The following is a 21,171-nucleotide window of genomic DNA, read 5'->3' as shown; positions in this document are numbered from 1 at the left end:
GGGCACGCCGCGGCCGGCTCGCGAGCACGGGGTGCGCGGGCGGGAGGGAGCGCGCCGGACGGCGCGCGGAGGATCGCGCTCACGCGGGACCGGACTCGGCCCGCGGAGGGGGGATCAGCGGCGGGGTCGACAACCCTGCGAGGAGACACGGGCCATGTCCACATGACGACGACGCGTCAGGAGGATGGTCCGGCTCATGCCGAGGATCCCTGTGTCGGGTGCGTCCTGGGTCAAGGCCGCGTGGTCACCGAGACCGATTCGTGACCCGTACGGGCGAATGCTCCTGCGCGGCGGGACCGCGGGGGAGCAGTAGTGTCCCGTGGGGTGAAGATCAGGCGCTGGCCGGCCCCCGGCCCCACGTCCCCGCTCGCCGGATCGTGACCCGCCCCGGCGAGCACGACTTCCCGGTCCGCTCGGCCACCGACATCTACTCGGGCCGGGTGATGGCGCTGCGCTCGGACCGGGTGGTCATGCCCGGCGGGCGGGTCGCCACCCGGGAGATCCTGGAACATCCCGGCGCGGTCGCCGTCCTGGCCGTCGACGACGACCGGCGGGTCCGGATGCTGCACCAGTACCGGCACGCGGTGCGGCGCAGGCTCTGGGAGCTGCCGGCCGGGCTGCTGGACGTCGCCGGGGAGGACCCGGTCGTCACCGCCGGTCGCGAGCTGACCGAGGAGGCGGGGCTGTCCGCGTCCGACTGGGCGGTGCTGCTCGACGTCGTCCCGTCCCCGGGCTTCTCCGACGAGTCGGTCCGGATCTTCCTGGCCCGCGGGCTCACCGAGCAGCCGCGGCCGGTGCTGGGTGACGACGAGGAGGCAGATCTGGAGCTGCGCTGGATCCCGATCGGCGAGGCCGTCGCGATGGTGTTCGCCGGCGAGATCGTCAACGCGGTGACCTGCGCCGGGCTGCTCGCCGCCGGCGCCGTGCTGGCCGGGGACGCCGAGCCGCGGCCGGTCGGGACCGAGTGGGTGGACCGGCCGGAGCGCTTCGCCCGCCGCCGCGACGGTGACTGACCAGGCACGGTGACGGATCAGGGACGGTGGCCGGTCAGGGGCGCAGCGGCCGGCCCGCCGGGTCGGTCGGGCTGCCGGCCAGGATCACGATCCCGTCGACGAACGACCAGATTGCCCCGAACCCGAAGGTGAACAGCGTGACCAGCAGCTGTGCCACCGCCAGCCCGGTGTGCCCGGTGTAGAACCGGCCGACGCCGAACGGCAGGAACAGCTGCAGCAGGCCGCCGACGATCCGCTGCCGGTCCGAGTACGGGCGCCCCGAGTACGGCTCCCGGCCGAACGGGGCCGCCGCGTCGTAGCCGGCGTAGGCGCCGTAGGCGGGCGGGCCGGGATGCGGTGGATAGGCGTTCGGGTACCCGTCGTACCAGGCGGGGGTGGACTCGTGCCCGGGCGCGAACCCGGGGAAGGCCGGTTGCCGGGCGCCGTGGGCCGGTGGCCACGGCGGCGCGGAGCGGTGGTCCGGTCCGGGTCCCGTCGTGCCGCCCGCCGGGTACGCCGCCGTCGTACCGGCCGATCCGGCGGACCTGCCGCCGGCGGGGGGTGCCGCGGTCGCCCCGCCTTCCCCCGGACGCACCCCCGGCGGGAAGTCCGGATGCGGCTCGGGCAGGTCGGTGAAGAGCGCCGCCAGCTCGGCCCACGAGCCCGCCGCGCGCGCCCGCCGGACCCGCTCGTCGAACGCGCCGACCTCCAGGCGGCCACCGGTGAAGTGCAGGGACAGTACCCGCACCGCGTCCTCCTGCTCGGCGTGGCCGAGGTCCCCGGTGCTCATGGTGGCGACGGTATATCCGGGCGGGCCCGGGCGACATGCCGCCGTCGGCGGGACGGTCCTAGGCTCGGTGCATGCGCTTCGGACTCTTCGTGCCCCAGGGCTGGCGACTCGATCTCGTCGGTATCGACACCAACGCCCAGTGGGACGTCATGCGTGGCCTCGCCGAGTACGCCGACCGCGGCGACGTGTGGGAGTCGGTGTGGGTCTACGACCACTTCCACACCGTCCCCGCGCCGACCGACGAGGCCTGTCACGAGGCGTGGAGCCTGATGGCCGCGTTCGCCGCGAGCACCGAGCGGGTGCGGCTCGGCCAGATGTGCACCTGCATGGCCTACCGCAACCCCGCCTACCTGGCGAAGGTCGCGGCGACCTGCGACGTCATCTCCAAGGGCCGGGTCGAGATGGGCATCGGCGGCGGCTGGTACGAGCACGAGTGGCGGGCCTACGGCTACGGCTTCCCGCGCCCGGGCGTGCGGCTCGGGATGCTCGACGAGGGGGTGCAGATCTTCGCGCAGGCGTGGCGGGAGGGCCGGGCCACCCTGGACGGCAAGCACTACCAGGTCGACGACGCGATCGTCGCCCCGAAACCGCTGCAGGACGGCGGCATCCCGCTCTGGATCGCCGGCGGCGGCGAGAAGGTCACCCTGAAGATCGCCGCGCAGTACGCGCAGTACACCAACTTCGACGGCACCCTCGAGGGCTTCGCGCACAAGTCCGAGGTGCTCGCCGGGCACTGCCGCGAGGTCGGCACCGACTTCGACGCGATCGTCCGGTCGGCGAACTACAACATCGCGATCGGGCACACCGAGGACGAGGTCGAGGACCGGCTGCAGCAGCTCGTCGCCCGGCTGGAGCCGCTCGTCGGGACGGAGAAGGCGCAGGGCGCGCTCGGCGCGTTCCGCGGGATGCCCGGCTGCGGCACCCCCGAGCAGATCGTCGAGAAGCTCTCCGCGCTGCAGGACAAGGGGATGAGCTACGCGATCTGCTACTTCCCGGAGGCCGCCTACGACCGTTCCGGGATCGAGCTGTTCGAGCGCGAGGTCGCCCCGGCACTGACGGGCTGAGCCGGCGGTGCCGTCCCCGGAGCGGGTCGTCGAGGACTACCTCGGCCATCTCGCCGTCGAGCGCGGGCGGGCGCAGAACACGCTGCGCTCGTACCGGCTCGACCTGGACCGCTACACCGAGCACCTGGCGTCGTCGGGGCGCGACGATCTCGCCGCGGTGCGGGAGGCCGACGTCTCGGCGTTCGTGGCGGCGCTGCGCACCGGGGAGCGGCCGCTCGCCGCGTCGTCGACCGCACGGGCGCTGGCCGCGGTGCGCGGGCTGCACCGGTTCGCGGTCCGGGAGGGGATCGTGCCGGCCGACGTCGCCGCCGCGGTGGCGCCGCCGTCGTTGCCGTCCCGGCTGCCGAAGGCGCTCTCGGTGGACCAGGTCGACCAGCTCCTGGCCGGCTGTGTCGCCGAGGGCCCGACCGGATTGCGGGACCGTGCGCTGCTGGAGCTGCTGTACTCGACCGGCGCCCGGATCTCCGAGATCGTCGGCGCCGATCTCGACGACCTGGATCCCGAGGCGCGGACGATCCTGTTGCACGGCAAGGGGAACAAGCAGCGGATCGTGCCGGTCGGACGGCCCGCGCTGGCCGCCGTCGACGCCTACCGGGTGCGCGCCCGCCCGGTGCTCGCCACCCGCGGCGCCGGGAGCCCGGCGCTGCTGCTGAACGCCCGCGGCGCCCGGCTGTCCCGGCAGAGCGCGTGGCACGTGCTGCGCGCGGCCGCCGAGGCGTCCGGGCTGGAGCCGGCGGTGGTGGCGTCGGTGTCCCCGCACACCCTGCGGCACTGCTTCGCGACGCACCTGCTCTCCGGCGGGGCGGACGTGCGCGTGGTGCAGGAGCTGCTGGGGCACTCGTCGGTGGCGACGACCCAGGTCTACACCCACGTCACCGTGGACACGCTGCGCGAGGTCTACGCGACGGCGCATCCGCGCGCCCGCGGCTGATCACGGATCGGGAACCGGGACGTCCGGTGGCCGACCGTTCCGGTGCCCGATCCGTGATCACCCGGGTTCGCGGGGGCGAACGGTGGTGGCCGATCCGGGCCGGGCCGCGGCCACGGCGGGCAGGGTCGGCGGATGGATCCGGCTCGGGTACTGCGGGAACAGGACGGCGTGCTCACCGCCGCCCAGGCGGAAGCCTGCGGCATCTCGCCCCGGGCCGCCCGGCGGCGGATCGCGGCCGGGCGGTGGTCGGCGCCGTTCCCCGGCGTGTTCCACGATCGCGGGCACCGGTACGGGCCGCGGGCCCGGATCCGCTCAGCGGGGCTGTGCTCCGGGGGTGTGGTGTCCGGGCCTGCGGCGTGACCTCGATCCCGCCGACCGGGTGCTGCGCCACGGTCTCGGGATCACCGGCCGCCCGCTGACGGTGCTGGAGGCCGCGGCCGCGCTCGACGACGGATCGGCGCTGGTCGACCGGGCCCTGCAACGGTGGGTCACGTTCGACGCGCTGCACGGGGCCTGGTGCCGGATGGCCGGGGCCACCGGCGCCCGCCGGGCCCGGGAGCTGCTCGTCGCCGCCGCCGACCGGGCCGGGTCCGATGCGGAACGCCGGCTGGTCCGGCTGCTCCGCTCCGCCGGCATCGACGGGTGGGTGCTCGGCCACCGGGTCGGCCCCTACGAGCTCGATCTCGCGTTCCCGGCGGCCCGGCTCGGCGTCGAGTTCGACGGCTGGGCCTGGCACAGCGACGTCGTCCGGTTCCGCAACGACCGCCGCAAGGGCAACGAGCTCGCGGGCGCCGGCTGGACGGTGCTGCGGGTGACCTGGCACGACCTGGACACCGCGCCCGGCCGGATCGTCGCCCAGATCCGGCACGCGCTGCGCCTCGCGGTCTGATCACGGATCGGGAACCGGGACGACCGGTGGCCGACCGTTCCGGTTCCCGATCCGTGATCACCGGACCCGGCGGTGGGGGCCGGGATCGGACGGACTACGTTTCGGGACCGATGCGATACGGAGCGTGGGTCGTCGGGGCCGTGGCGTCCCTGCTGCTGGCCGGGTGCGGGAGCGGTGGACCTGAGCAGCAGGAGAACGTCGATGACCGGATCGACGGGGCCGTGGCCCGGGTCGAGATCGACTCGGACGCGGGTCCGGTGCGGCTGGTCGCCGGTGCGGAGTCGTCGGTCGAGCAGGACCTGCGCTGGACCGGGGACGCGCGGCCGCAGGTCGAGCACCGGCTGGACGGCGACGTCCTGCGGATCAGCGCCCGCTGCCCGAACTCCGGCGGCGAGCGCTGCCAGGCCGGGCTGGTCGTCACCGTGCCGGCCGAGGCGTCGTCGCGGGTGGAGCTCTCCGCCGGCGGCATCGAGATCTCCGGCCTGACCGGCGAGCAGGACGTCCGCACCAGCGCGGGCGAGGTCACCGGCACCGGCCTCGGGCCGGGTTCGGTCACCGCGTCGTCCAGTGCGGGCGGGGTCGACCTGCGGTTCGCCGAGGCGGCCCCGGAGGTGACCGCGGAGTCGACGGCCGGGCAGGTGGACGTCCGGTTGCCGATCGGTCCCGCCTACTGGGTCACCGCCGAGACGACCGCCGGGAGCAGCACCGTCGAGGTGCCCGACCAGCCCGGCGCCGATCACCGCGTCATCGCGCGCAGCACGGCCGGGAGCGTCTCGGTCACACCGGGCTGAGCTGCACCGCGACACGCCGGGCCCGGGCGGCGGGGAACCGTCACCGGGCGCGGGTAAGGTTGCGACATCAGTTCGCGAGGTGCACGGCGAGGCGCGTTGCCGCACGTGGGGGCGGTTCCTACAGTGCGGGTCGGGATCGGTGCAGCTGTCCCGGGACCCGGTACGCACCCCACGACGAGACCGGAGACCGCATGAACCCCACGCGGCCGGAACCCCAGGACCGGCTCGACGACTCGGCCGACGAGTCGTCGCCGACCCCGGGGCGAGGCATCCCCAGCACCAGCAGCCGCGCGCCGGAACCGGCGCCGCTGACCGTGCACGGCCCCGCCCGGGTGATCGCCGTGGCGAACCAGAAGGGCGGCGTCGGCAAGACGACGTCCACCATCAACCTCGGGGCGGCGCTCGCCGAGTACGGCCGCAAGGTGCTGCTCGTCGACTTCGACCCGCAGGGTGCGCTGTCGGTGGGGCTCGGCGTGCAGCCGCACCAGCTCGAGTCGACCGTCTACAACCTGCTGATGGAGCGCGACGTCGAGGCCGACGAGGTGCTGCAGGACACCGGCGTCGAGAACATGGACCTGCTGCCGTCGAACATCGACCTGTCCGCCGCCGAGGTGCAGCTGGTCACCGAGGTCGGCCGCGAGCAGGCGCTCGGCCGGTCGCTGAAGCGGTTCCTGCCCGACTACGACGTCGTCCTCATCGACTGCCAGCCCTCGCTCGGCCTGCTCACGATCAACGCGCTGTCCTGCGCCGACGAGGTGCTGATCCCGCTGGCCTGCGAGTTCTTCTCGCTGCGCGGGGTCGCGCTGCTGATGGACACGATCGACAAGGTCACCGATCGGCTCAACCCGGACCTGCGGCTGCTCGGCGTGCTGGCGACCATGTTCGACACCCGGACGCTGCACACCAAGGAGGTGCACGACCGGGTCGTCGAGGCGTTCGGCGAGAAGGTGTTCGACGCCGTCATCAACCGGACGATCAAGTTCCCGGAGACGACGGTCGCCGGCGAGCCGATCACGGTCTGGGCGCCCACGTCGTCCGCGGCGGCGTCCTACCGGATGCTGGCCCGGGAGGTCATCGCCCGGTGACGCTGCTGGCCGACGGTCCGGGTGGGCCCGTCCCGGAGAACCTGGACGACGGCGACGTCGCCGCCCCGCGGTCCCGGCGCTTCACCGTGCGCCTGACGAACTTCGAGGGCCCGTTCGACCTGCTGCTGCAGCTGATCGGCAAGCACGAGCTCGACGTCACCGAGATGGCGCTGCACAAGGTCACCGACGACTTCATCGCGCACCTGGCCGATCTCGGCGACGACGCCGACCTCGACGAGACCACCGAGTTCCTGGTCGTCGCGGCCACCCTGCTCGACCTGAAGGCGGCCCGCCTGGTGCCCGGCGCCGAGGTCGAGGACGACGAGGACCTCGCCCTGCTCGAGGCGCGCGACCTGCTGTTCGCCCGGCTGCTGCAGTACCGGGCCTACAAGCAGGCCGCGCAGCTGTTCGTCGAGCTGGAGAAAGGAGCGCTGCGCCGGTTCCCGCGCTCGGTGTCGCTGGAGGACCGGTACGCCGAGCTGCTGCCCGAGGTGCTGCTCGGGGTGGACGCCGACGCGTTCGCCGAGCTCGCCGCGGCGGTGTTCCGGCCGCGGCCCCCGCAGGAGGTGGGCGTCGACCACCTGCACGCGGTGCACGTGTCGGTCGCCGAGCACACCCAGCTGCTGCGCGAGCGGCTCGCCGTCGCCGGGACGGCCACCTTCGCCGAGCTGACCGCCGACTGCGTCGGCACACTGGAGGTCATCGCCCGGTTCATGGGCCTGCTGGAGCTGTACCGGGAACGCTCGGTCGCGTTGGAGCAGCCGGAGCCGTTCGCCGATCTCACCGTCACCTGGACCGCCGACCGCGCCGTCGACCCGGTCGCGTACGCGGCCGCGCTGGAGGACGAGCGGGCCGCGGCGGAGGAGGCGGTGCGGGCCAGGAACAAGCGGCGCCGCAAGAAGAACCGCGCCGACGACGCCGTGTCGGACGATGTTGTGTCGGACGATGCGCTGGATGCTGTGTCGGACGATGCGCTGGATGCTGTGTCGGACGATGCGCTGGAAGCCGGGCCGAGCGACGTGCCGGACGCTGGGTCGGATGAGGCGACCGGGGCCGGGGCGGATGACGCGCCGGGCACTGATGCGGACGCCGGGACGCCCGCCGCGCCGGAACCGGAGATCGGCGCCGGAGCTCCGGAGCACGATGCCGGACCGCGGGAGGGCTCGGTGCCCGATGGCGAGGGGACCGGGACGGCCGGTGGCTGAGCCGGACGACCGGCCGGGATCCGACGACCCGGAGGACCCGTCCGAGCTGATGCGCCTGATCGGCCGGACGGTGCCGCGGAGCCCGCACGCCGGCACGGAGCGGACAACGGCCGGGCCGGACGAGAACCGGACCGACGTCCGGGACGACGACGAGCCGGCACGCACCCGGGCCCCGGGGGCGGAGCCGGCCCCGGCGACTGACCGCGCATCCGACGACCCGGCAGCCGACGACCCGGCAGCCGGCGACACGGCAGCCGGCGACCCGGCATCCGACGACGCGGTAGCCGATGACGCGGTAGCCGACGAGGCAGCAGCCGACGACCCGGCAGCCGACGATTCTGCAGCCGACGACCTGATAGCCGATGACCTGACATTCGACGACACGGCATCCGACGAGGCAGCAGCCGATGACCTGGCAGCGGATGACTCCGCAGCCGACGACTCCGCAACCGACGACCTGGCCGCCGACGACCTGGCCGCCGACGACCCGGCAGCCGACGAGACGGCCGCCGATGACCCGGCACTCACCGAACTCACCGACGACACCGAGCTGGAGAAGGCCCTCGAGGCGCTGCTGCTGGTCGTCGACACCCCGGTGGACGAGGAGTCGCTGGCCACGACGCTCGGCCAGACCCCGGTGCGGATCCGGCAGACGCTCGACCGGATGTCGTTCGGCTACACCGCCGACGCCCGCGGCATCGACCTGCGCCGGGTGGGCGGCGGCTGGCGGTTCTACACCCGCGACCGGTACGCCCCGTACGTCGAGAAGCTGCTGCTCGACGGCCAGCGTGCCCGGCTCACCCGGGCCGCGCTGGAGACCCTCGCCGTCGTCGCCTACCGGCAGCCGGTGACCCGGGCGCGGGTCGCCGCGGTCCGTGGGGTGAACTGCGACGGCGTGCTGCGGACCCTGCTCACCCGCGGGCTGGTGGAGGAGGCGGGGACCGAGGAGCACACCGGAGGGACACTGTTCCGGACCACCGAGGTGTTCCTGGAACGGCTCGGGCTCTCGTCGGTGCAGGAGCTGCCGCCGCTGGCGCCGCTGCTGCCCGACATCGACGCGATCGACGACCTGGAAAGCTAGAGGACATGAGCGACACACACGACCCCGACGGAGTCCGGCTGCAGAAGGTGCTGGCCCGCGCGGGTGTCGCCTCCCGGCGGGCCGCGGAGGAGCTGATCGCGCAGGGGCGCGTGCAGGTCGACGGCGTGACCGTCCGCGAGATGGGCCGCCGGATCGACCCCGAGACCGCCGTGCTGCACGTCGACGGCGCCCGGGTCACGCTGCGCGACGACCAGGTGTACCTGGCGCTGAACAAGCCGCGCGGCCTGCACTCGACGATGTCCGACGATCTGGGCCGGCCCTGCATCGGCGATCTGCTCGCCGACCGGGTCGAGCTGATGAACGAGGCGCAGCGGCTGTTCCACGTCGGACGACTGGACGCCGAGACCGAGGGCCTGCTGCTGCTCACCAACGACGGCGAGCTCGGCCACCGGCTGATGCACCCGTCCTACGAGGTGCCCAAGACCTACCTGGCCGAGGTGGAGGGCCGGATCGCGCGGGACCTGGGCCGGCGGCTGCGGGACGGGATCGAGCTGGACGACGGGCTCGCCCGCGTCGACTCGTTCAAGCTGGTCGACTCGCTGCCCGGCCGGGCGACCGTGGAGCTCGTCCTGCACGAGGGGCGCAAGCACATCGTGCGGCGGATGCTCACCGAGGTCGGGCACCCGGTGCAGCGGCTGGTGCGCACCGCCGTCGGGGAGGTCCGGCTCGGCAACCAGAAGCCGGGCAAGCTGCGCCCGCTGGACCGGGTGGAGATCGGCTCGCTCTACAAGGCCGTGGGGCTGTAGCGGTGGCGGTGCGCGCGCTGCGCGGGGCCACCCAGGTCGACGCCGACGAGCGGGAGCAGATCCTGGACCGCTCCGCCGAGCTGGTGAGCGCCGTCCTGGAACGCAACGAGCTCGTCGCGGCGGACATCATCTCGATCTGGTTCACCGCGACCCCGGACTTGACCGCGGAGTTCCCGGCCTACGCCGCCCGGTTGCTCGGGCTGACCGACGTGCCGCTGATGTGTGCCACCGAGATGTCGGTCCCGGGCGCGCTGCCGCGGGTGCTGCGGCTGCTCGCCCACGTGGAGACCCCGAAGGCGCGCTCCGAGATGCGGCACGTATACCTGCACGGGGCGCGGGCGCTGCGGACCGACCTGCCCCAGTAGGACACCCCGCCCCGGACGTGCCGTACCGGACCGGCGAGAATGCCCTACGGATCAACGGGCACGGGATCACAGGTACGACAGGGTGGGGGACAGGTGGCCTTGCGGGGCGTCGTCGCGATGGACGGTCCGTCCGGGACGGGCAAGTCGACCGTCTCCCGGCGGCTGGCGCAGGCCTGCTCGGCCGCCTACCTGGACACCGGTGCGATGTACCGGGCGGCGACCCTGGCCGTGCTGCGCGCCGGGCTCGGCGATGACGCCCCGGCCGCGGAGCTGGCCCGGGTCGCGACGGCGGCGTCGATCGAGTCGGGCACCGATCCGTCGGCACCGACCATCACCCTGGACGGCACCGACGTGTCCGCCGAGATCCGCGGCCCCGAGGTGACCGCGCTGGTGTCGGCGGTCTCCGCGGTGCCCGAGGTCCGCACCGAGCTGGTCGCCCAGCAGCACGCGCTGATCCGGGCGGCGGTGGACGGCGGGGGCGGCATCGTCGTCGAGGGTCGCGACATCGGTACCGTGGTGGTGCCGGAGGCGCCGCTGAAGGTGTACCTGACGGCGTCGCCGGAGGTCCGCGCGGCGCGGCGCGGCCGGCAGGACGCGCGGGCGGGCCGGGAGTCCGACCTGCACCGCACCCTCGCCGACGTCGAGCGGCGGGACCGGCTGGACTCGTCCCGCCGGGTGTCGCCGCTGTACGCGGCGGCCGACGCGCTCGTGCTCGACACCGACCTGCTCTCCGCGGACGCCGTGCTGGCCCGGCTGCGGGAGCTGGTTGCGGAACGGGGGCTGGGCGGGTGATCCGCCCGGGTGCCGGGCCGTCCGGGTTGACCCCCGGGAGCGTCGGCTGGTTGCACGACCTGGCACGATGGCTCGGTACCTGGATCTTCACGCCGTTCTACCGGATCCGGGTGCGGCACCGGGACCGGATCCCCGCCGAGGGTCCGGTGGTCGTCGTCGCGAACCACAGCGCGTTCGTCGACGGTCCGCTGCTGTTCGGCATGTTCGGGCGCCGGGTGGTGTTCCTGGTGAAGCAGGAGATGTTCCGGGGGCCGCTGCGGCTGCTGCTGCCGGCGCTGGGCCAGATCCCGGTCCGCCGGGAGGTGGCCGACCGGCGGCCGCTGACCGCCGCGCTGGACGTGCTGCGCGGCGGTGGCGTGGTCGCGGTGTTCCCCGAGGGCACCCGCGGCACCGGTGAGGTCGCCGCGGCCCGGCAGGAGGCGGCCTGGCTGGCCAGGGCGGCGTCCGCGCCGGTACTGCCGGTGGCGGTGCGCGGGACACGGCGGCCGGACGGATCGGGACGCAGGTTCCGGCCCACGGTCGACGTGCTGGTCGGTCCGGCACTCGCCGCCCCGTCCGTCCCCGGGCGGGACGGGCTGGCGGCGGCGACCGCGGACGTCGCGGAGGCACTGCGGGCCCTGGTCCGCGAGCTCGGCCGCGACGGGCCGTGCAACGGAGACAGCTATGAGGCCGGATCGAACCGGCCGGGACGTGAGTGACAGGTGAGTGACAACAGGAGCGGCGCCGACATCGTCGGGGACGCCGACCGGGTGGAGATGGACCGGCTGGGACTCGATCCCGCCGAGTTCGTCGCCGTCGACGAGGAAGGGCAGGTCGCGGCCGGGATCGACCCGGACGAGGTGCTCGCCACCCCCACCCTGGCGGTGGTCGGGCGGCCCAACGTCGGCAAGTCCACGCTGGTCAACCGGCTGCTGGGCCGCCGTGAGGCGGTCGTGCAGGACGTGCCGGGGGTGACCCGCGACCGCGTCGTCTACGACGCGTTGTGGAACGGCCGCCGGTTCAAGCTGATGGACACCGGCGGCTGGGAGCCGGACGCCGCCGGACTGCAGGCGTTCGTCGCCCAGCAGGCGGAGACCGCGATGCGCACGGCCGACGCCGTGCTGCTCGTGGTGGACGCCTCGGTCGGGGCGACCGCGACCGACCAGGCCGTCGCCCGGGTGCTGCGCCGCGCGGACGTGCCCGTCCTGCTGGCCGCCACCAAGGTCGACGACGACCGGCTCACCTCCGACACCGCCGAGCTGTGGCGGCTCGGGCTCGGCGAGCCGCACCCGGTGTCCGGCCTGCACGGCCGCGGCTCCGGTGACCTGCTCGACGCGGTGCTCGAGGTGCTGCCGGAGACCCCGCGCGACGACTTCGGCGCCTCCGGGGCCGGGCCGCGCCGGGTCGCGCTGGTCGGCAAGCCGAACGTCGGCAAGTCGAGCCTGCTCAACAAGCTGTCCGGGGAGATCCGGTCGGTGGTGCACGACGTGGCGGGCACCACGGTCGACCCGGTCGACTCGCTGGTCGAGCTGGACGGCGAGGTGTTCCGCTTCGTCGACACCGCCGGGCTGCGCAAGCGGGTCAAGATGGCCTCCGGGATGGAGTACTACGCGTCGCTGCGCACCAGCTCCGCGATCGAGGCCGCCGAGGTCGCGCTGGTGCTGATCGACGCCTCCGAGCCGATCGCCGAGCAGGACCAGCGGGTGCTGACGATGGTCGCCGAGGCGGGCCGGGCGCTGGTCATCCTGTTCAACAAGTGGGACCTCGTCGACGAGGACCGCCGCGAGCAGCTGACCCGGGAGCTGGAGCGGGACCTGATCAGCGTCCGCTGGGCGGAGCGGGTCAACGTCTCCGCGCTGACCGGCCGCGCCACCCAGCGGATCACCCCCGCGATGCGCCGGGCGCTGGCCTCGTGGGACACCCGGGTGCCCACCGGGCGGCTCAACCAGTGGCTCAACGACCTGGTCGCGGCCACCCCGCCGCCGGTCCGCGGCGGCAAGCAGCCGAAGATCATGTTCGCCACCCAGGCGCAGACCCGGCCGCCGACGTTCGTGCTGTTCACCTCCGGCTTCCTGGAGGCGGGCTATCGCCGGTTCGTCGAGCGGAAGCTGCGCGAGGAGTTCGGGTTCGGCGGCACCCCGATCCGGCTGTCGGTCCGGGTGCGTGAGAAGCGCCCGCGGAAGAAGTGACGATGCGCGCGCTGCTCGGCGGCCGTCCCGGGGCCCGGTCCTGGGAGCTCGGTGAGCGCACCGTGCCCGAGCCCGGCGCCGGCGAGCTGCTGGTGCGGGTGCGGGCGGCCGGTCTGAACCGGGCCGACCTGCTCGCGCTCGGCGGCGGCTACCCGGTCCCGCACGCCGGGCCGGACGGCGTGTTCGTCGCCGGGATGGAGCTCGCCGGGGAGGTCGTCGCGGCCGGGCCGGGGACGGCCGGCCGGAGCCTGGGCGACCGGGTGTTCTGCAGCGCGCCCGCGGCGTTCGCCGACTACGCCGTCGTCGACGCCCGGCGCGCGCTGCCGGTCCCGGCCGGGCTGTCCTGGACCGACGCCGCCGCGCTGCCGGTGGCGCTGGAGACGGTGCACGACGCGCTGGTCACCCAGGCCGGTTTCGGCACCGCAGGTGCGGTGCTGGTGCTCGGCGGGACGACCGGCGTCGGGCAGGTCGCGATCCGGTTGGCGCGCGCGCTCGGCGCCGATCCGGTGCTCGCGACGACCACCTCGGAGGCGAAGCGGGCGGCGATCGCGGCGGCCGGGGCCGATCCGCTGGTCGGGCCGGCCGGGCTCGCGGACGGGCTGCTCGCCGCGACCGATGGTGCCGGGGTGGACGTCGTCCTCGATCTGGTCGGCGGCGACCAGCTCGCCGCCGCGCTCGGCGGGATCCGGATCGGCGGGACCGCGATCCAGATCGGCCGGCTCGCCGGCCCGGCCGCCACGCTGGACCTGAACACGCTGTCGTTCCGGCGGCTGCGGCTGATCGGGACCACCTTCAGCGTGCGGACCGCCGACGAGCGGGCCGCGGTCGCCGCCGCGCTGACACCGGTGCTCGACCTGGTCGCCGACGGCCGGGTCCGTGCCACCGTCGACCGGATCGTCCCGTTCGGTGAGGCGCCGGCCGCGCTGGAGCACCTGCAGTCCGGTGCGGCGGTCGGCAAGGTGGTCCTCGATCTCGCCGATCCCGTACCGGGGCAGGCGTAACCGACACGTCGTGTCCGGCGAGTGCGCAGTCGTGACGGCGTTCGAGCGGTGGTGGGTCTGGCGGCTGCGGGCCGCCTGCGTGCTCGCCCTCGCCCGCCACGGCGGCGACGCGCTGGTCGGCGACGCGTGCACCGAGGCGTCCTGGTACGCCGACATGATGCACCCGTGGGACGGCTGCGGCTGCGAGCCCGCCGCGCGGGTCTACGCCTGGCTGAGCATCCTGACCGCCCGGCGGGTCCTGGCGGAAGGGTCCTTTTCCCTGGATCGGTGATAACACCGTCACTAGCCTGTGTCCGGTGAGAGACACACCGGCGGGGCGCCCCTTCCACGGTCGCACTGCCGAGCTGGACCTGCTGCGCTCAGCTTTGCGCGATACCGTCGTCAACGGTGCGTCCGCGGTGCTGCTCGGTGGCGACGCCGGGGTCGGCAAGACCCGCCTGGTCACCGAGTTCGGCCGGTGGGCGGTCGCCGACGGGACCGTCGTGCTGACCGGCCGGGCGCTCGACATCGCCGACGCGCCGTCGTTCTGGCCGGTGGTGTCGGCGCTGCGCGAGCACGCCCGCACCGGCACCGGGGAGGCGGCGCGGACGTTCGCCGCCGCGCTGGGCGACCTGGACGGCACCGACGGGGCGTCGGCGGCCGGCCGGGTGGAGATGCTCGGCGAGCTGTGCGCGCTGGTCGGGCGGGCCGCCCGGGACTCGCCGGTGGTGCTCGTCGTCGACGACCTGCACTGGGCGGACCGCTCGACCCGCGACCTGTTCGCCTACCTGCTCGCCGGGCTCGCGACCGAGCGGGTGCTGCTGGTCGGGACCTACCGCGACGATCCGGCGGGCGGCACCCCGGCCACGCTGCTGCCGCTGGTCACCGAGCTGCGCAGGCACCGGACGGTCACCTTCCGCCAGGTGCGGCCGCTGCCCCGGGCGGCGCTCGCCGAGCTGCTCGGGATGTGGCTGCCGGACCGCCCGGACCTGGAGCCGATGGTCTGGGCGCACTCCGCCGGCAACGTGTTCCTGGCCGAGCAGACCGTCCGGGCGGTGCTCGACGGCGACCCGCGCGGGGTCCCGCAGACGGTGCGCGAGCTCGTCCGGGCCGGGGCGGCCGGGCTGTCCGCGGGCGCCCGGGACGTGGTCCGCGCGGTGGCGGCCGGGGTCGGCGACGTCGAGCACCCGCTGCTCGCCGCCGTCCTCGACCGGTCCGGGGCGGAGCTGGCGGTCGCGGTGCGGGAGGCGGTAGACGCCGGGTTCGTCGTCGCCGCGGGCAACGACGGCTACGCGCTGCGGCACGGCCTGATGACCGAGGTCGTCGCCGGGGACCTGCTCCCGGCCGAGCGGGTCGACCTGCACGAGCGGTACGCGCGGGCGCTCGCCGGCCACGAGGGCCCCGGGGTCGCGGCCCGGCTCGCGCACCACTGGCAGCGGGCGGGGCATCCGGCGCAGGCGCTCGCCGCCACCCTGGCGGCGGCCGAGGAGGCCGAACGGCTGCGCGGCTACGCCGAGGCGCACCGGCACTGGCTGCGGGCGGCGACCCTGCCGGTGGCCGGCTCCGCCGCGGCCCGCGGCGGCTTCCTGGAGCGGGCGGCGGCCGCCGCCGAGCTCGCCGGGGACCACGAGTCGGCGGTCGCGCTGCTCGCCGAGCGGCTGGCGGGCCCGCAGGCGCCGACCGGGATGGACGAGGCTGTGCTGCGCTCCCGGCTGGCCCGCTACCTGATGTCGGCGGGGCAGGCCGCCGAGGCCGAGGAGGCGGCCCGCCGGGCGGTCGCCGCGCTGCCCGACGATCCCGGCGGCGGGGCGCCCACCGACGCCGCCCGCGCCGAGGTGCTGGCCGGGTACGCCACCGCGCTGCTGACCCGGGCCGACTTCTCCGCCGCGCGCCGGGTGGCGCAGCAGGCGCTCGTCCCGGCCCGCCGGGTCGGTGAGCCGCGGGCGCTGGCGTCGGTGCTGGCGGTGCTCGGGTTCGGCGCGGCGTTCACCCGGGACGGCGGCGCCGGGCTCGAGGCGCTGTCCGAGGCGGTCGGGATCGCCGAGGCCTCCGGCGACCCGGTGACGCTGGGGGAGTGCCTGCAGCAGCGGGCCGAGCTGCTGTCCGGCCCGCTCAACGCGCTCGACGACGGCGTCGCCGAGGCACTGGCCGGCGCCGAGCGGATGGCCGAGCTGGGACTGGGCCGGACGGCGGCGGTGTCGCTGCGGGCGATGGCCGCGAACGGGATGTTCCGGCGCGGCACCTGGGACGACGCCGAGCGGCAGGTGACGCTGGCCTGGGCGGCGGCACCGGCCGGCGCCCAGGCCGTCGAGGTGCGGCTGGCCAGGGCGCGGCTGCGGATGGGCCGCGGCGACCTGGACGGCTCCGAGGAGGACCTGGCCGCGGTCGAGCTCGTCGCCGGCTCGGCGGGACTGCCGAAGCTGCGACTGCCGCTGCTGATCCTGCGGGCCGGGCTGGAGATGTGGCGGGGCCGCCCGGAGATCGCGCGCGACCACGTCGGGGCGGGGCTCGACGTCGTCGAGTCCGGGATCGACGACGTCTGGGCGTACGCCCCGCTGCTCTGGCACGGCGCCCGCGCGCACGCCGAGGCGGTGCTCGCCGGCCGGGCGCCGGACCCGAGCGGCCTGCGCAGGCTGCGCAGGCACCGCGGGGAGCTGGTCTCCCGGGGCGACCGGTCCGTGCCGGCGCTGCGCGCGGTCCTGGCGACGTTCGAGGCGATGTGTACCGCCGAGGACTCCCGGGTCACCCCCGGGGCCGACGCCGGGACCTGGGCCGGGGTGGCCGACCTGCTGGAACGGCTGGGCCAGCCCTACCCGACGGCGTACGCCCGGCTGCGCAGCGGGGAGGCGCTGCTCGGCGCGCGGCGGGCCGGCGCCGGTGCCGACGAGCTCGGTCGCGCGGCGACCGGCGCGCGGGAGCTGCGGGCCGCCCCGCTGCTCGCCGAGATCGCCGACATCGCCCGCCGCGCGCGGGTGCCGGTCCCGGAGCTCCCGGTGATCATGGCCCAACCGGCCAGGGACCGGGCGCCGCAGGCCGGACCGGCGCCGGACAACCCGCTGACCCTGCTCACCGACCGCGAGCTCGAGGTGCTCGAGGTGCTCGCGGACGGCGCGACGAACAAGGAGATCGCGGCGGCCCTGTTCATCGCCCCGAAGACCGTCGGTGCCCATCTCGCCCGGATCTTCGCCAAGCTCGGCGTCACCAACCGGACGCAGGCCGCCGGGGTGCTGCGCCGGCACGTCCCCGAACGCGGTGTGACGGAATAGGGCACGCCTCCCGGTAGCGGTAGGGCATTCACCCGATGGCCCGGCAGGGGTGGCCGGGCGAGGCTTGGGCGCACGCCGACACGCCCCAGGAGGCCCGGGTGACCACGTTGATCGAGACGCCGTCGGGTGGACGCGACGCCGGCCCGCCGGGCGGGCGGGCGCGGATCGCCGCACTGCTCGCCACCACCCCCGAGGACATCGACGGCGTCGTCGCCCATCTCGAGCAGCTGCAGGAGATCCTGGAGCAGGACTACGGGCAGCGCGACGGCCTCGCCTGCTTCAACCACCTGTACCTGCACATCACCCGCGGGATCCGGCACCAGCTCGACGGTGACCACTTCTCCGACCGGGACTTCCTGGTCCGGCTCGACGTCGAGTTCGCCCGCCGCTACTTCACCGCGCTGCTCGCCGAGGCGACCGGATCGCAGCCGCCGCGCGCCTGGGGGGTGCTGCTGGAGCGCCGGTCGCACCCGCGGATCGACCCGATGGAGTACGCCGTCGTCGGGGTGAACGCACACGTCAACTTCGATCTGGCGCCGGCCGTCGTCCGGACCTGCACGGTGCTCGGCCGGACGGCGCTGGGACCGGCCGAACGGGCCGACTACCGGGCTGTCAACGACGTGTTCGCGCTGCACATGAACAAGCTGATCGAGCACTTCGAGGGCTGGCTGGGCGACGCGTTCGACGGGACGGTCGCCGAACAGCTCCTCGGCGCGGTCGCCGACGTGCCGGTGGTGCTCGCCCGCGAGGTCGCGTGGCGGCAGGCGCTGGAACTGTGGGAGCAGCGGTCGCGGCCGACCGAGTACGAGCGCGAGATCGACGCGCTCGACCGGCGCACCGCGCTCATCGGACGGGGACTCCTCACGCTGGGATCCCTGACATGACACCCGCCCGCGTGAGGGACGGGCGGGTGTCATCGTCATCGGCGGGCCCGCCGCCGCCGAACACCGGTGCCGTGCTGATCGTCGACGATCACGAGCTCGTGGGGGCGTCGCTGGCGGAGGCGCTGCGCCGGGACGGCGAGCGGGCCCGCTTCCGGCCCGCCCACTCGGTGGCGGACCTGTACGAGGCCGTGGACGGCGTCGAGCCGGGACTGCTGGTCCTTGATCTCGACCTGGGCGTGGACGAGAACGGGCGGCGGATCGAGACCATCCCGATGATCCCCATGCTCCGCGCCGCCGGATGGCGGATCCTGGTGCTCTCCGGCAGCTCCAATCCGCTGCGCATCGGGGCGGCCCTGCACCACGGCGGCTTCACCTGGGTGTCGAAGTCCGCACCGATGACGACACTGCTCGCGGCGATCCGCGAGGCCCGCGCCGGCCGCTCGCTGCTGGCACCGGCCCGGCGGGAGGAGCTCGTCCGCGGCTACCTCGAATGGGAGCGCCGGCAGCGCGCCGTGCGGACCAAGCTCGCCACCCTCACCCGCCGGGAACGGGAGGTGCTGGATCTGCTCGCCTCCGGGATGCGGGCCCAGGCCATCGCCGAGCACTTCGTGGTGTCCCTGCCGACCGTGCGGACGCAGGTGCGGGCGGTGCTGGCGAAGCTCGGCGTGGGGGCCCAGCTGGAGGCCGTCGCGCTGGTGCGGAGCGTGGATCCGGGGGAGGAGACCCCCGGCATTCCGGGACGTGGGGTGCGGTAGTCTTCGGGTGCCCCGCGAGGGGTGGCCGGGACGTGGCGCAGCTTGGTAGCGCACTTGACTGGGGGTCAAGGGGTCGCAGGTTCAAATCCTGTCGTCCCGACAGGTCGGAAAACGGGCGGTTTCCCGATGCGGGAGCCGTCTTTTTTCATGCTCTGACCAGCGGAAACGCTCGAGCGGCTGGTCGACTTCGTTGATCTTGTTTATGATCTTGAAAGTGCCTCTACCGACACGGCGTGGTGCCGTTCGTGGTGCGAATCTCGCTAGCGTTCTGCGCATGGCCACCACCGGACGGTCTCGCGGCAAGGGTCGGATCGAGGCGTTGCCGAGCGGCTCGCTGCGGGTCGTCGTCTACGCCGGGGTCGATCCGGTCAGTGGGAAGCGGCACTTCCTGCGTGAGCTCGTGCCGGCCGGGCCGAGGGCACGGAAGGAAGCGGAGCGGGTGCTGCGGCGCCTGGCGGCGGAGGTTGACGAGGAGAAGAACCCGAAGACCTCGGCGACGGTCGATCAGCTCCTCGATCAGCACTTCGCGTTGCTCGAGATCGAGCCGACGACGCTCTCGACGTATGAGATCCTCTGCCGTAAGCACGTGCGCCCGCTCATCGGCAGGCAGAAGGTGGGGTCGCTCCGGGCGTCGGTATTCGATGCGTTCTATGCTGAGCTCCGTCGCTGTCGCGATCACTGCGACCGCCGCGACCGTGACCGCGTCGACCACCGGACCCACCAGGACCACGGCTGCGACCACCGGTGCGGGCGACACCAATGCCGGCCGTTGTCGAAGTCGACGATCCGGCAGATCCACGTGATCCTCTCGGGAGCTCTCAAGCGGGCCGTGCGATGGAACTGGATCGCGCGGAATCCGATCGAGCTCGCCGACCCGCCGCCGTCGCCCACGCCGAACGCGCGTCCGCCGTCGGCGGGGGAGGCCGCGCTGCTGCTCGCCGAGGCGGGGAAGGACCCGGAGTGGGGCCTGCTCGTCTGGCTGACGATGGTGACCGGTTTCCGCCGTGGTGAGCTGTGTGCGCTGCGCTGGGCCGACGTCGATCTGACGTTCGGGACTCTCACGATCGAGCGGAGCATCGCCCAGCTGGACGGCGTGACCTGGGAGAAGGACACGAAGACGCACCACCAGCGGCGGATCGCGCTCGACGAGGAGTCCCGTGCGGTGCTGAGGGAGCACCGAGACCGCTGTGCTGCCCGCGCGGCAGCCGCGGGTATGACGCTGTCGGAGGATGCGTTCGTCTTCTCGCCGGTGCCCGACGGGTCGGTGCACCTCGTCCCGCGTTCGGTCAGCCAGCGATACGGGCGGATGGCCCGGCGCATCGGGATCCGTACGACGATCCACAAACTCCGGCACTACTCCGCGACCGAGCTCATCTCTGCCGGCGTCGACGTGCGAACGGTGGCCGGCCGACTCGGCCACGGTGGGGGAGGTACGACGACCCTGAGGGTCTACGCCGCGTGGATCTCCGAGGCCGACCAGCGTGCCGCCCAGTCCCTGGTGACGCGGCTACCGGCTCGCCCGCGATTCGGAACCGCGTCACCAGGTGAGTCGGATACTGCCTCGTAGGCGAGCTGGGTCGGTGCCCGTCGGCGCTTGCTGCGGGCCATGGCGACTCTGCGGCCCGGTCGTGGCTTTCCCGTCGATGCCGCCCCGGCCGCACCCGACGCGGGTGACACCGCGACGGGGACCGCAACCGACCGCCATGAAGAGCGGTGTCACGCCGGTCGGGCGAGCGTGCTGCCCCGCCGCGCCACGCCCGTCCCGCCGGTGAGTCATGCCCCGCCGCACGACGGCGGGGCCGCCAGGACCAGACCTGTCCGAGGCGTCGACTGCCGGACGGAGCCAGCAATGAACGCCGATCTCGACCACCTGTCCACCACCGCCCGCAACGCCTCCCTGCAGGACCTCGTCGCCCTGCTCGAACGCCAGCAGACCACCAAGCACGACGTGGTCGTCCCCGCCTCTGGAGTGACTTGTGCGGGCGGGGCGATGCGCATCGCCGGATCGCACCAGCGGATCGAGCTGTCCGGGGTGACGCGGGGCGACGCGGTGCTGACACCGACCCGGCTCGCCGAGGCCGGCGTCGCCGAGAAGCTGCGGATCCCGACCGACTACCTGCGCCGGATGCGCGCCGAGCATCTCGACCTCTACGACGCCAACATCAACGGCTGGCTGGACCGGCAGCCCGACCGGCGGTTCCTGGTCCGGGGCCTGGTCGGCCAGGACGGCTGCGGGGTGCTGCGGGCGCTGCTGTCGGACTCGTTCCGGATTGAAGCGCCCCGGGTTCAGTGGAGGCCGGGTTCTCCCGAGCGTTGCTTGTCTCGGGTCTGTCGGTGAGCGTAGTAGTTGTTCTCGTACTCGACCG

The 21,171-nt window shown here is 74.4% G+C and carries 21 protein-coding genes, 1 tRNA gene and 1 pseudogene; 22 read left to right on the top strand and 1 reads right to left on the bottom strand.

Translation table 11 applies throughout. From position 1 onward, the window contains the following. The first annotated feature begins 377 nt into the window (after positions 1-377). Positions 378-1,013: an NUDIX domain-containing protein gene (locus tag ACVJO7_RS32500; protein WP_491676134.1), complete on the top strand. Its 636-nt coding sequence runs from the start codon at positions 378-380 to the stop codon at positions 1,011-1,013. Between the two features lie 34 nt (positions 1,014-1,047). Here the strand turns inward: ACVJO7_RS32500 and ACVJO7_RS32495 are convergent, their stop codons facing one another. Beyond that, entirely contained in the window at positions 1,048-1,782 is a 735-nt protein-coding gene (locus ACVJO7_RS32495; RefSeq protein ID WP_491676133.1) for a DUF1707 domain-containing protein, read from the bottom strand. Positions 1,783-1,853: 71 nt separating this feature from the next. Between ACVJO7_RS32495 and ACVJO7_RS32490 the strand changes: the two genes are divergently transcribed. From ACVJO7_RS32490 to ACVJO7_RS32390, 21 genes and pseudogenes are all read left to right on the top strand, one after another. After that, the gene (locus ACVJO7_RS32490) at positions 1,854-2,846 is read left to right on the top strand and encodes an LLM class F420-dependent oxidoreductase (protein ID WP_491676132.1); all 993 of its coding nucleotides are present in this window, start codon (positions 1,854-1,856) and stop codon (positions 2,844-2,846) included. Positions 2,847-2,853: 7 nt separating this feature from the next. Then, positions 2,854-3,777, top strand: coding sequence for a site-specific tyrosine recombinase XerD (locus tag ACVJO7_RS32485; RefSeq protein WP_491676131.1), 924 nt, complete (start codon positions 2,854-2,856; stop codon positions 3,775-3,777). A gap of 132 nt (positions 3,778-3,909) precedes the next feature. Continuing rightward, entirely contained in the window at positions 3,910-4,137 is a 228-nt protein-coding gene (locus tag ACVJO7_RS32480) for a type IV toxin-antitoxin system AbiEi family antitoxin domain-containing protein (RefSeq protein ID WP_491676130.1), read from the top strand. Then, a complete protein-coding gene (locus ACVJO7_RS32475; RefSeq protein WP_491676129.1) occupies positions 4,112-4,666 on the top strand; it encodes an endonuclease domain-containing protein in 555 nt (184 codons plus the stop codon). Before ACVJO7_RS32480 ends, ACVJO7_RS32475 begins: the two co-directional genes overlap by 26 nt. Before the next feature lie 110 nt (positions 4,667-4,776). Then, a complete protein-coding gene (locus tag ACVJO7_RS32470; RefSeq protein ID WP_491676128.1) occupies positions 4,777-5,457 on the top strand; it encodes a DUF4097 family beta strand repeat-containing protein in 681 nt (226 codons plus the stop codon). Positions 5,458-5,648: 191 nt separating this feature from the next. Beyond that, the gene (locus tag ACVJO7_RS32465) at positions 5,649-6,542 is read left to right on the top strand and encodes a ParA family protein (RefSeq protein ID WP_344027269.1); all 894 of its coding nucleotides are present in this window, start codon (positions 5,649-5,651) and stop codon (positions 6,540-6,542) included. Positions 6,543-6,547: 5 nt separating this feature from the next. Beyond that, positions 6,548-7,408: pseudogene (locus ACVJO7_RS32460) on the top strand (segregation and condensation protein A); the annotation flags it as partial. A 331-nt stretch (positions 7,409-7,739) separates the two neighbouring features. Further along, positions 7,740-8,828, top strand: coding sequence for an SMC-Scp complex subunit ScpB (gene scpB / locus ACVJO7_RS32455; RefSeq protein ID WP_491676127.1), 1,089 nt, complete (start codon positions 7,740-7,742; stop codon positions 8,826-8,828). Positions 8,829-8,833: 5 nt separating this feature from the next. Further along, positions 8,834-9,595, top strand: coding sequence for a pseudouridine synthase (locus ACVJO7_RS32450; protein WP_491676126.1), 762 nt, complete (start codon positions 8,834-8,836; stop codon positions 9,593-9,595). A gap of 2 nt (positions 9,596-9,597) precedes the next feature. Then, a complete protein-coding gene (gene aroH, locus ACVJO7_RS32445; protein ID WP_344027265.1) occupies positions 9,598-9,960 on the top strand; it encodes a chorismate mutase in 363 nt (120 codons plus the stop codon). A gap of 117 nt (positions 9,961-10,077) precedes the next feature. Continuing rightward, positions 10,078-10,752 carry a (d)CMP kinase gene (gene cmk, locus ACVJO7_RS32440; RefSeq protein ID WP_491676142.1) on the top strand — a complete coding sequence of 225 codons (675 nt, stop codon included), beginning with the start codon at positions 10,078-10,080 and terminating at the stop codon, positions 10,750-10,752. A gap of 50 nt (positions 10,753-10,802) precedes the next feature. Continuing rightward, a complete protein-coding gene (locus tag ACVJO7_RS32435; RefSeq protein ID WP_491676125.1) occupies positions 10,803-11,450 on the top strand; it encodes a lysophospholipid acyltransferase family protein in 648 nt (215 codons plus the stop codon). Between the two features lie 57 nt (positions 11,451-11,507). After that, a complete protein-coding gene (gene der / locus ACVJO7_RS32430; RefSeq protein WP_344027305.1) occupies positions 11,508-12,920 on the top strand; it encodes a ribosome biogenesis GTPase Der in 1,413 nt (470 codons plus the stop codon). 2 nt (positions 12,921-12,922) lie between these two features. After that, positions 12,923-13,921, top strand: a complete 999-nt coding sequence (locus tag ACVJO7_RS32425) for a quinone oxidoreductase family protein (protein ID WP_491676124.1) — start codon at positions 12,923-12,925, stop codon at positions 13,919-13,921. A gap of 31 nt (positions 13,922-13,952) precedes the next feature. Continuing rightward, entirely contained in the window at positions 13,953-14,192 is a 240-nt protein-coding gene (locus tag ACVJO7_RS32420; protein ID WP_344027259.1) for a hypothetical protein, read from the top strand. Between the two features lie 25 nt (positions 14,193-14,217). After that, the gene (locus tag ACVJO7_RS32415) at positions 14,218-17,166 is read left to right on the top strand and encodes an ATP-binding protein (RefSeq protein ID WP_491676123.1); all 2,949 of its coding nucleotides are present in this window, start codon (positions 14,218-14,220) and stop codon (positions 17,164-17,166) included. A 98-nt stretch (positions 17,167-17,264) separates the two neighbouring features. After that, a complete protein-coding gene (locus ACVJO7_RS32410; RefSeq protein ID WP_344027255.1) occupies positions 17,265-18,050 on the top strand; it encodes a DUF5995 family protein in 786 nt (261 codons plus the stop codon). Positions 18,051-18,076: 26 nt separating this feature from the next. After that, on the top strand, positions 18,077-18,805 hold the full coding sequence (locus tag ACVJO7_RS32405) for a LuxR C-terminal-related transcriptional regulator (protein ID WP_491676122.1): 729 nt from the start codon (positions 18,077-18,079) through the stop codon (positions 18,803-18,805). A gap of 26 nt (positions 18,806-18,831) precedes the next feature. Beyond that, positions 18,832-18,905: transfer RNA gene (locus ACVJO7_RS32400), tRNA-Pro, on the top strand. A gap of 174 nt (positions 18,906-19,079) precedes the next feature. Beyond that, positions 19,080-20,372 carry a tyrosine-type recombinase/integrase gene (locus ACVJO7_RS32395; protein WP_491676121.1) on the top strand — a complete coding sequence of 431 codons (1,293 nt, stop codon included), beginning with the start codon at positions 19,080-19,082 and terminating at the stop codon, positions 20,370-20,372. Positions 20,373-20,654: 282 nt separating this feature from the next. Next, the gene (locus ACVJO7_RS32390) at positions 20,655-21,143 is read left to right on the top strand and encodes a hypothetical protein (RefSeq protein ID WP_491676120.1); all 489 of its coding nucleotides are present in this window, start codon (positions 20,655-20,657) and stop codon (positions 21,141-21,143) included. The last annotated feature ends 28 nt before the right edge of the window (positions 21,144-21,171 follow it).

It is taken from the genome of Pseudonocardia sp. DxW (assembly GCF_058448985.1).
This window is presented reverse-complemented; position numbering and strand designations above follow the sequence as displayed.

What these genes read in the sequence shown, in the direction of transcription:
- der (WP_344027305.1), top strand. Translation starts at nt 11,508, where the DNA reads ATGGACCGGCTGGGACTCGATCCCGCCGAGTTCGTCGCCGTCGACGAG.
- ACVJO7_RS32480 (WP_491676130.1), top strand. Translation starts at nt 3,910, where the DNA reads ATGGATCCGGCTCGGGTACTGCGGGAACAGGACGGCGTGCTCACCGCC.
- ACVJO7_RS32470 (WP_491676128.1), top strand. Translation starts at nt 4,777, where the DNA reads ATGCGATACGGAGCGTGGGTCGTCGGGGCCGTGGCGTCCCTGCTGCTG.
- ACVJO7_RS32450 (WP_491676126.1), top strand. Translation starts at nt 8,834, where the DNA reads ATGAGCGACACACACGACCCCGACGGAGTCCGGCTGCAGAAGGTGCTG.
- ACVJO7_RS32390 (WP_491676120.1), top strand. Translation starts at nt 20,655, where the DNA reads ATGAACGCCGATCTCGACCACCTGTCCACCACCGCCCGCAACGCCTCC.
- ACVJO7_RS32490 (WP_491676132.1), top strand. Translation starts at nt 1,854, where the DNA reads ATGCGCTTCGGACTCTTCGTGCCCCAGGGCTGGCGACTCGATCTCGTC.
- cmk (WP_491676142.1), top strand. Translation starts at nt 10,078, where the DNA reads ATGGACGGTCCGTCCGGGACGGGCAAGTCGACCGTCTCCCGGCGGCTG.
- ACVJO7_RS32395 (WP_491676121.1), top strand. Translation starts at nt 19,080, where the DNA reads ATGGCCACCACCGGACGGTCTCGCGGCAAGGGTCGGATCGAGGCGTTG.
- ACVJO7_RS32425 (WP_491676124.1), top strand. Translation starts at nt 12,923, where the DNA reads ATGCGCGCGCTGCTCGGCGGCCGTCCCGGGGCCCGGTCCTGGGAGCTC.
- ACVJO7_RS32495 (WP_491676133.1), bottom strand. Translation starts at nt 1,782, where the DNA reads ATGAGCACCGGGGACCTCGGCCACGCCGAGCAGGAGGACGCGGTGCGG.
- ACVJO7_RS32465 (WP_344027269.1), top strand. Translation starts at nt 5,649, where the DNA reads ATGAACCCCACGCGGCCGGAACCCCAGGACCGGCTCGACGACTCGGCC.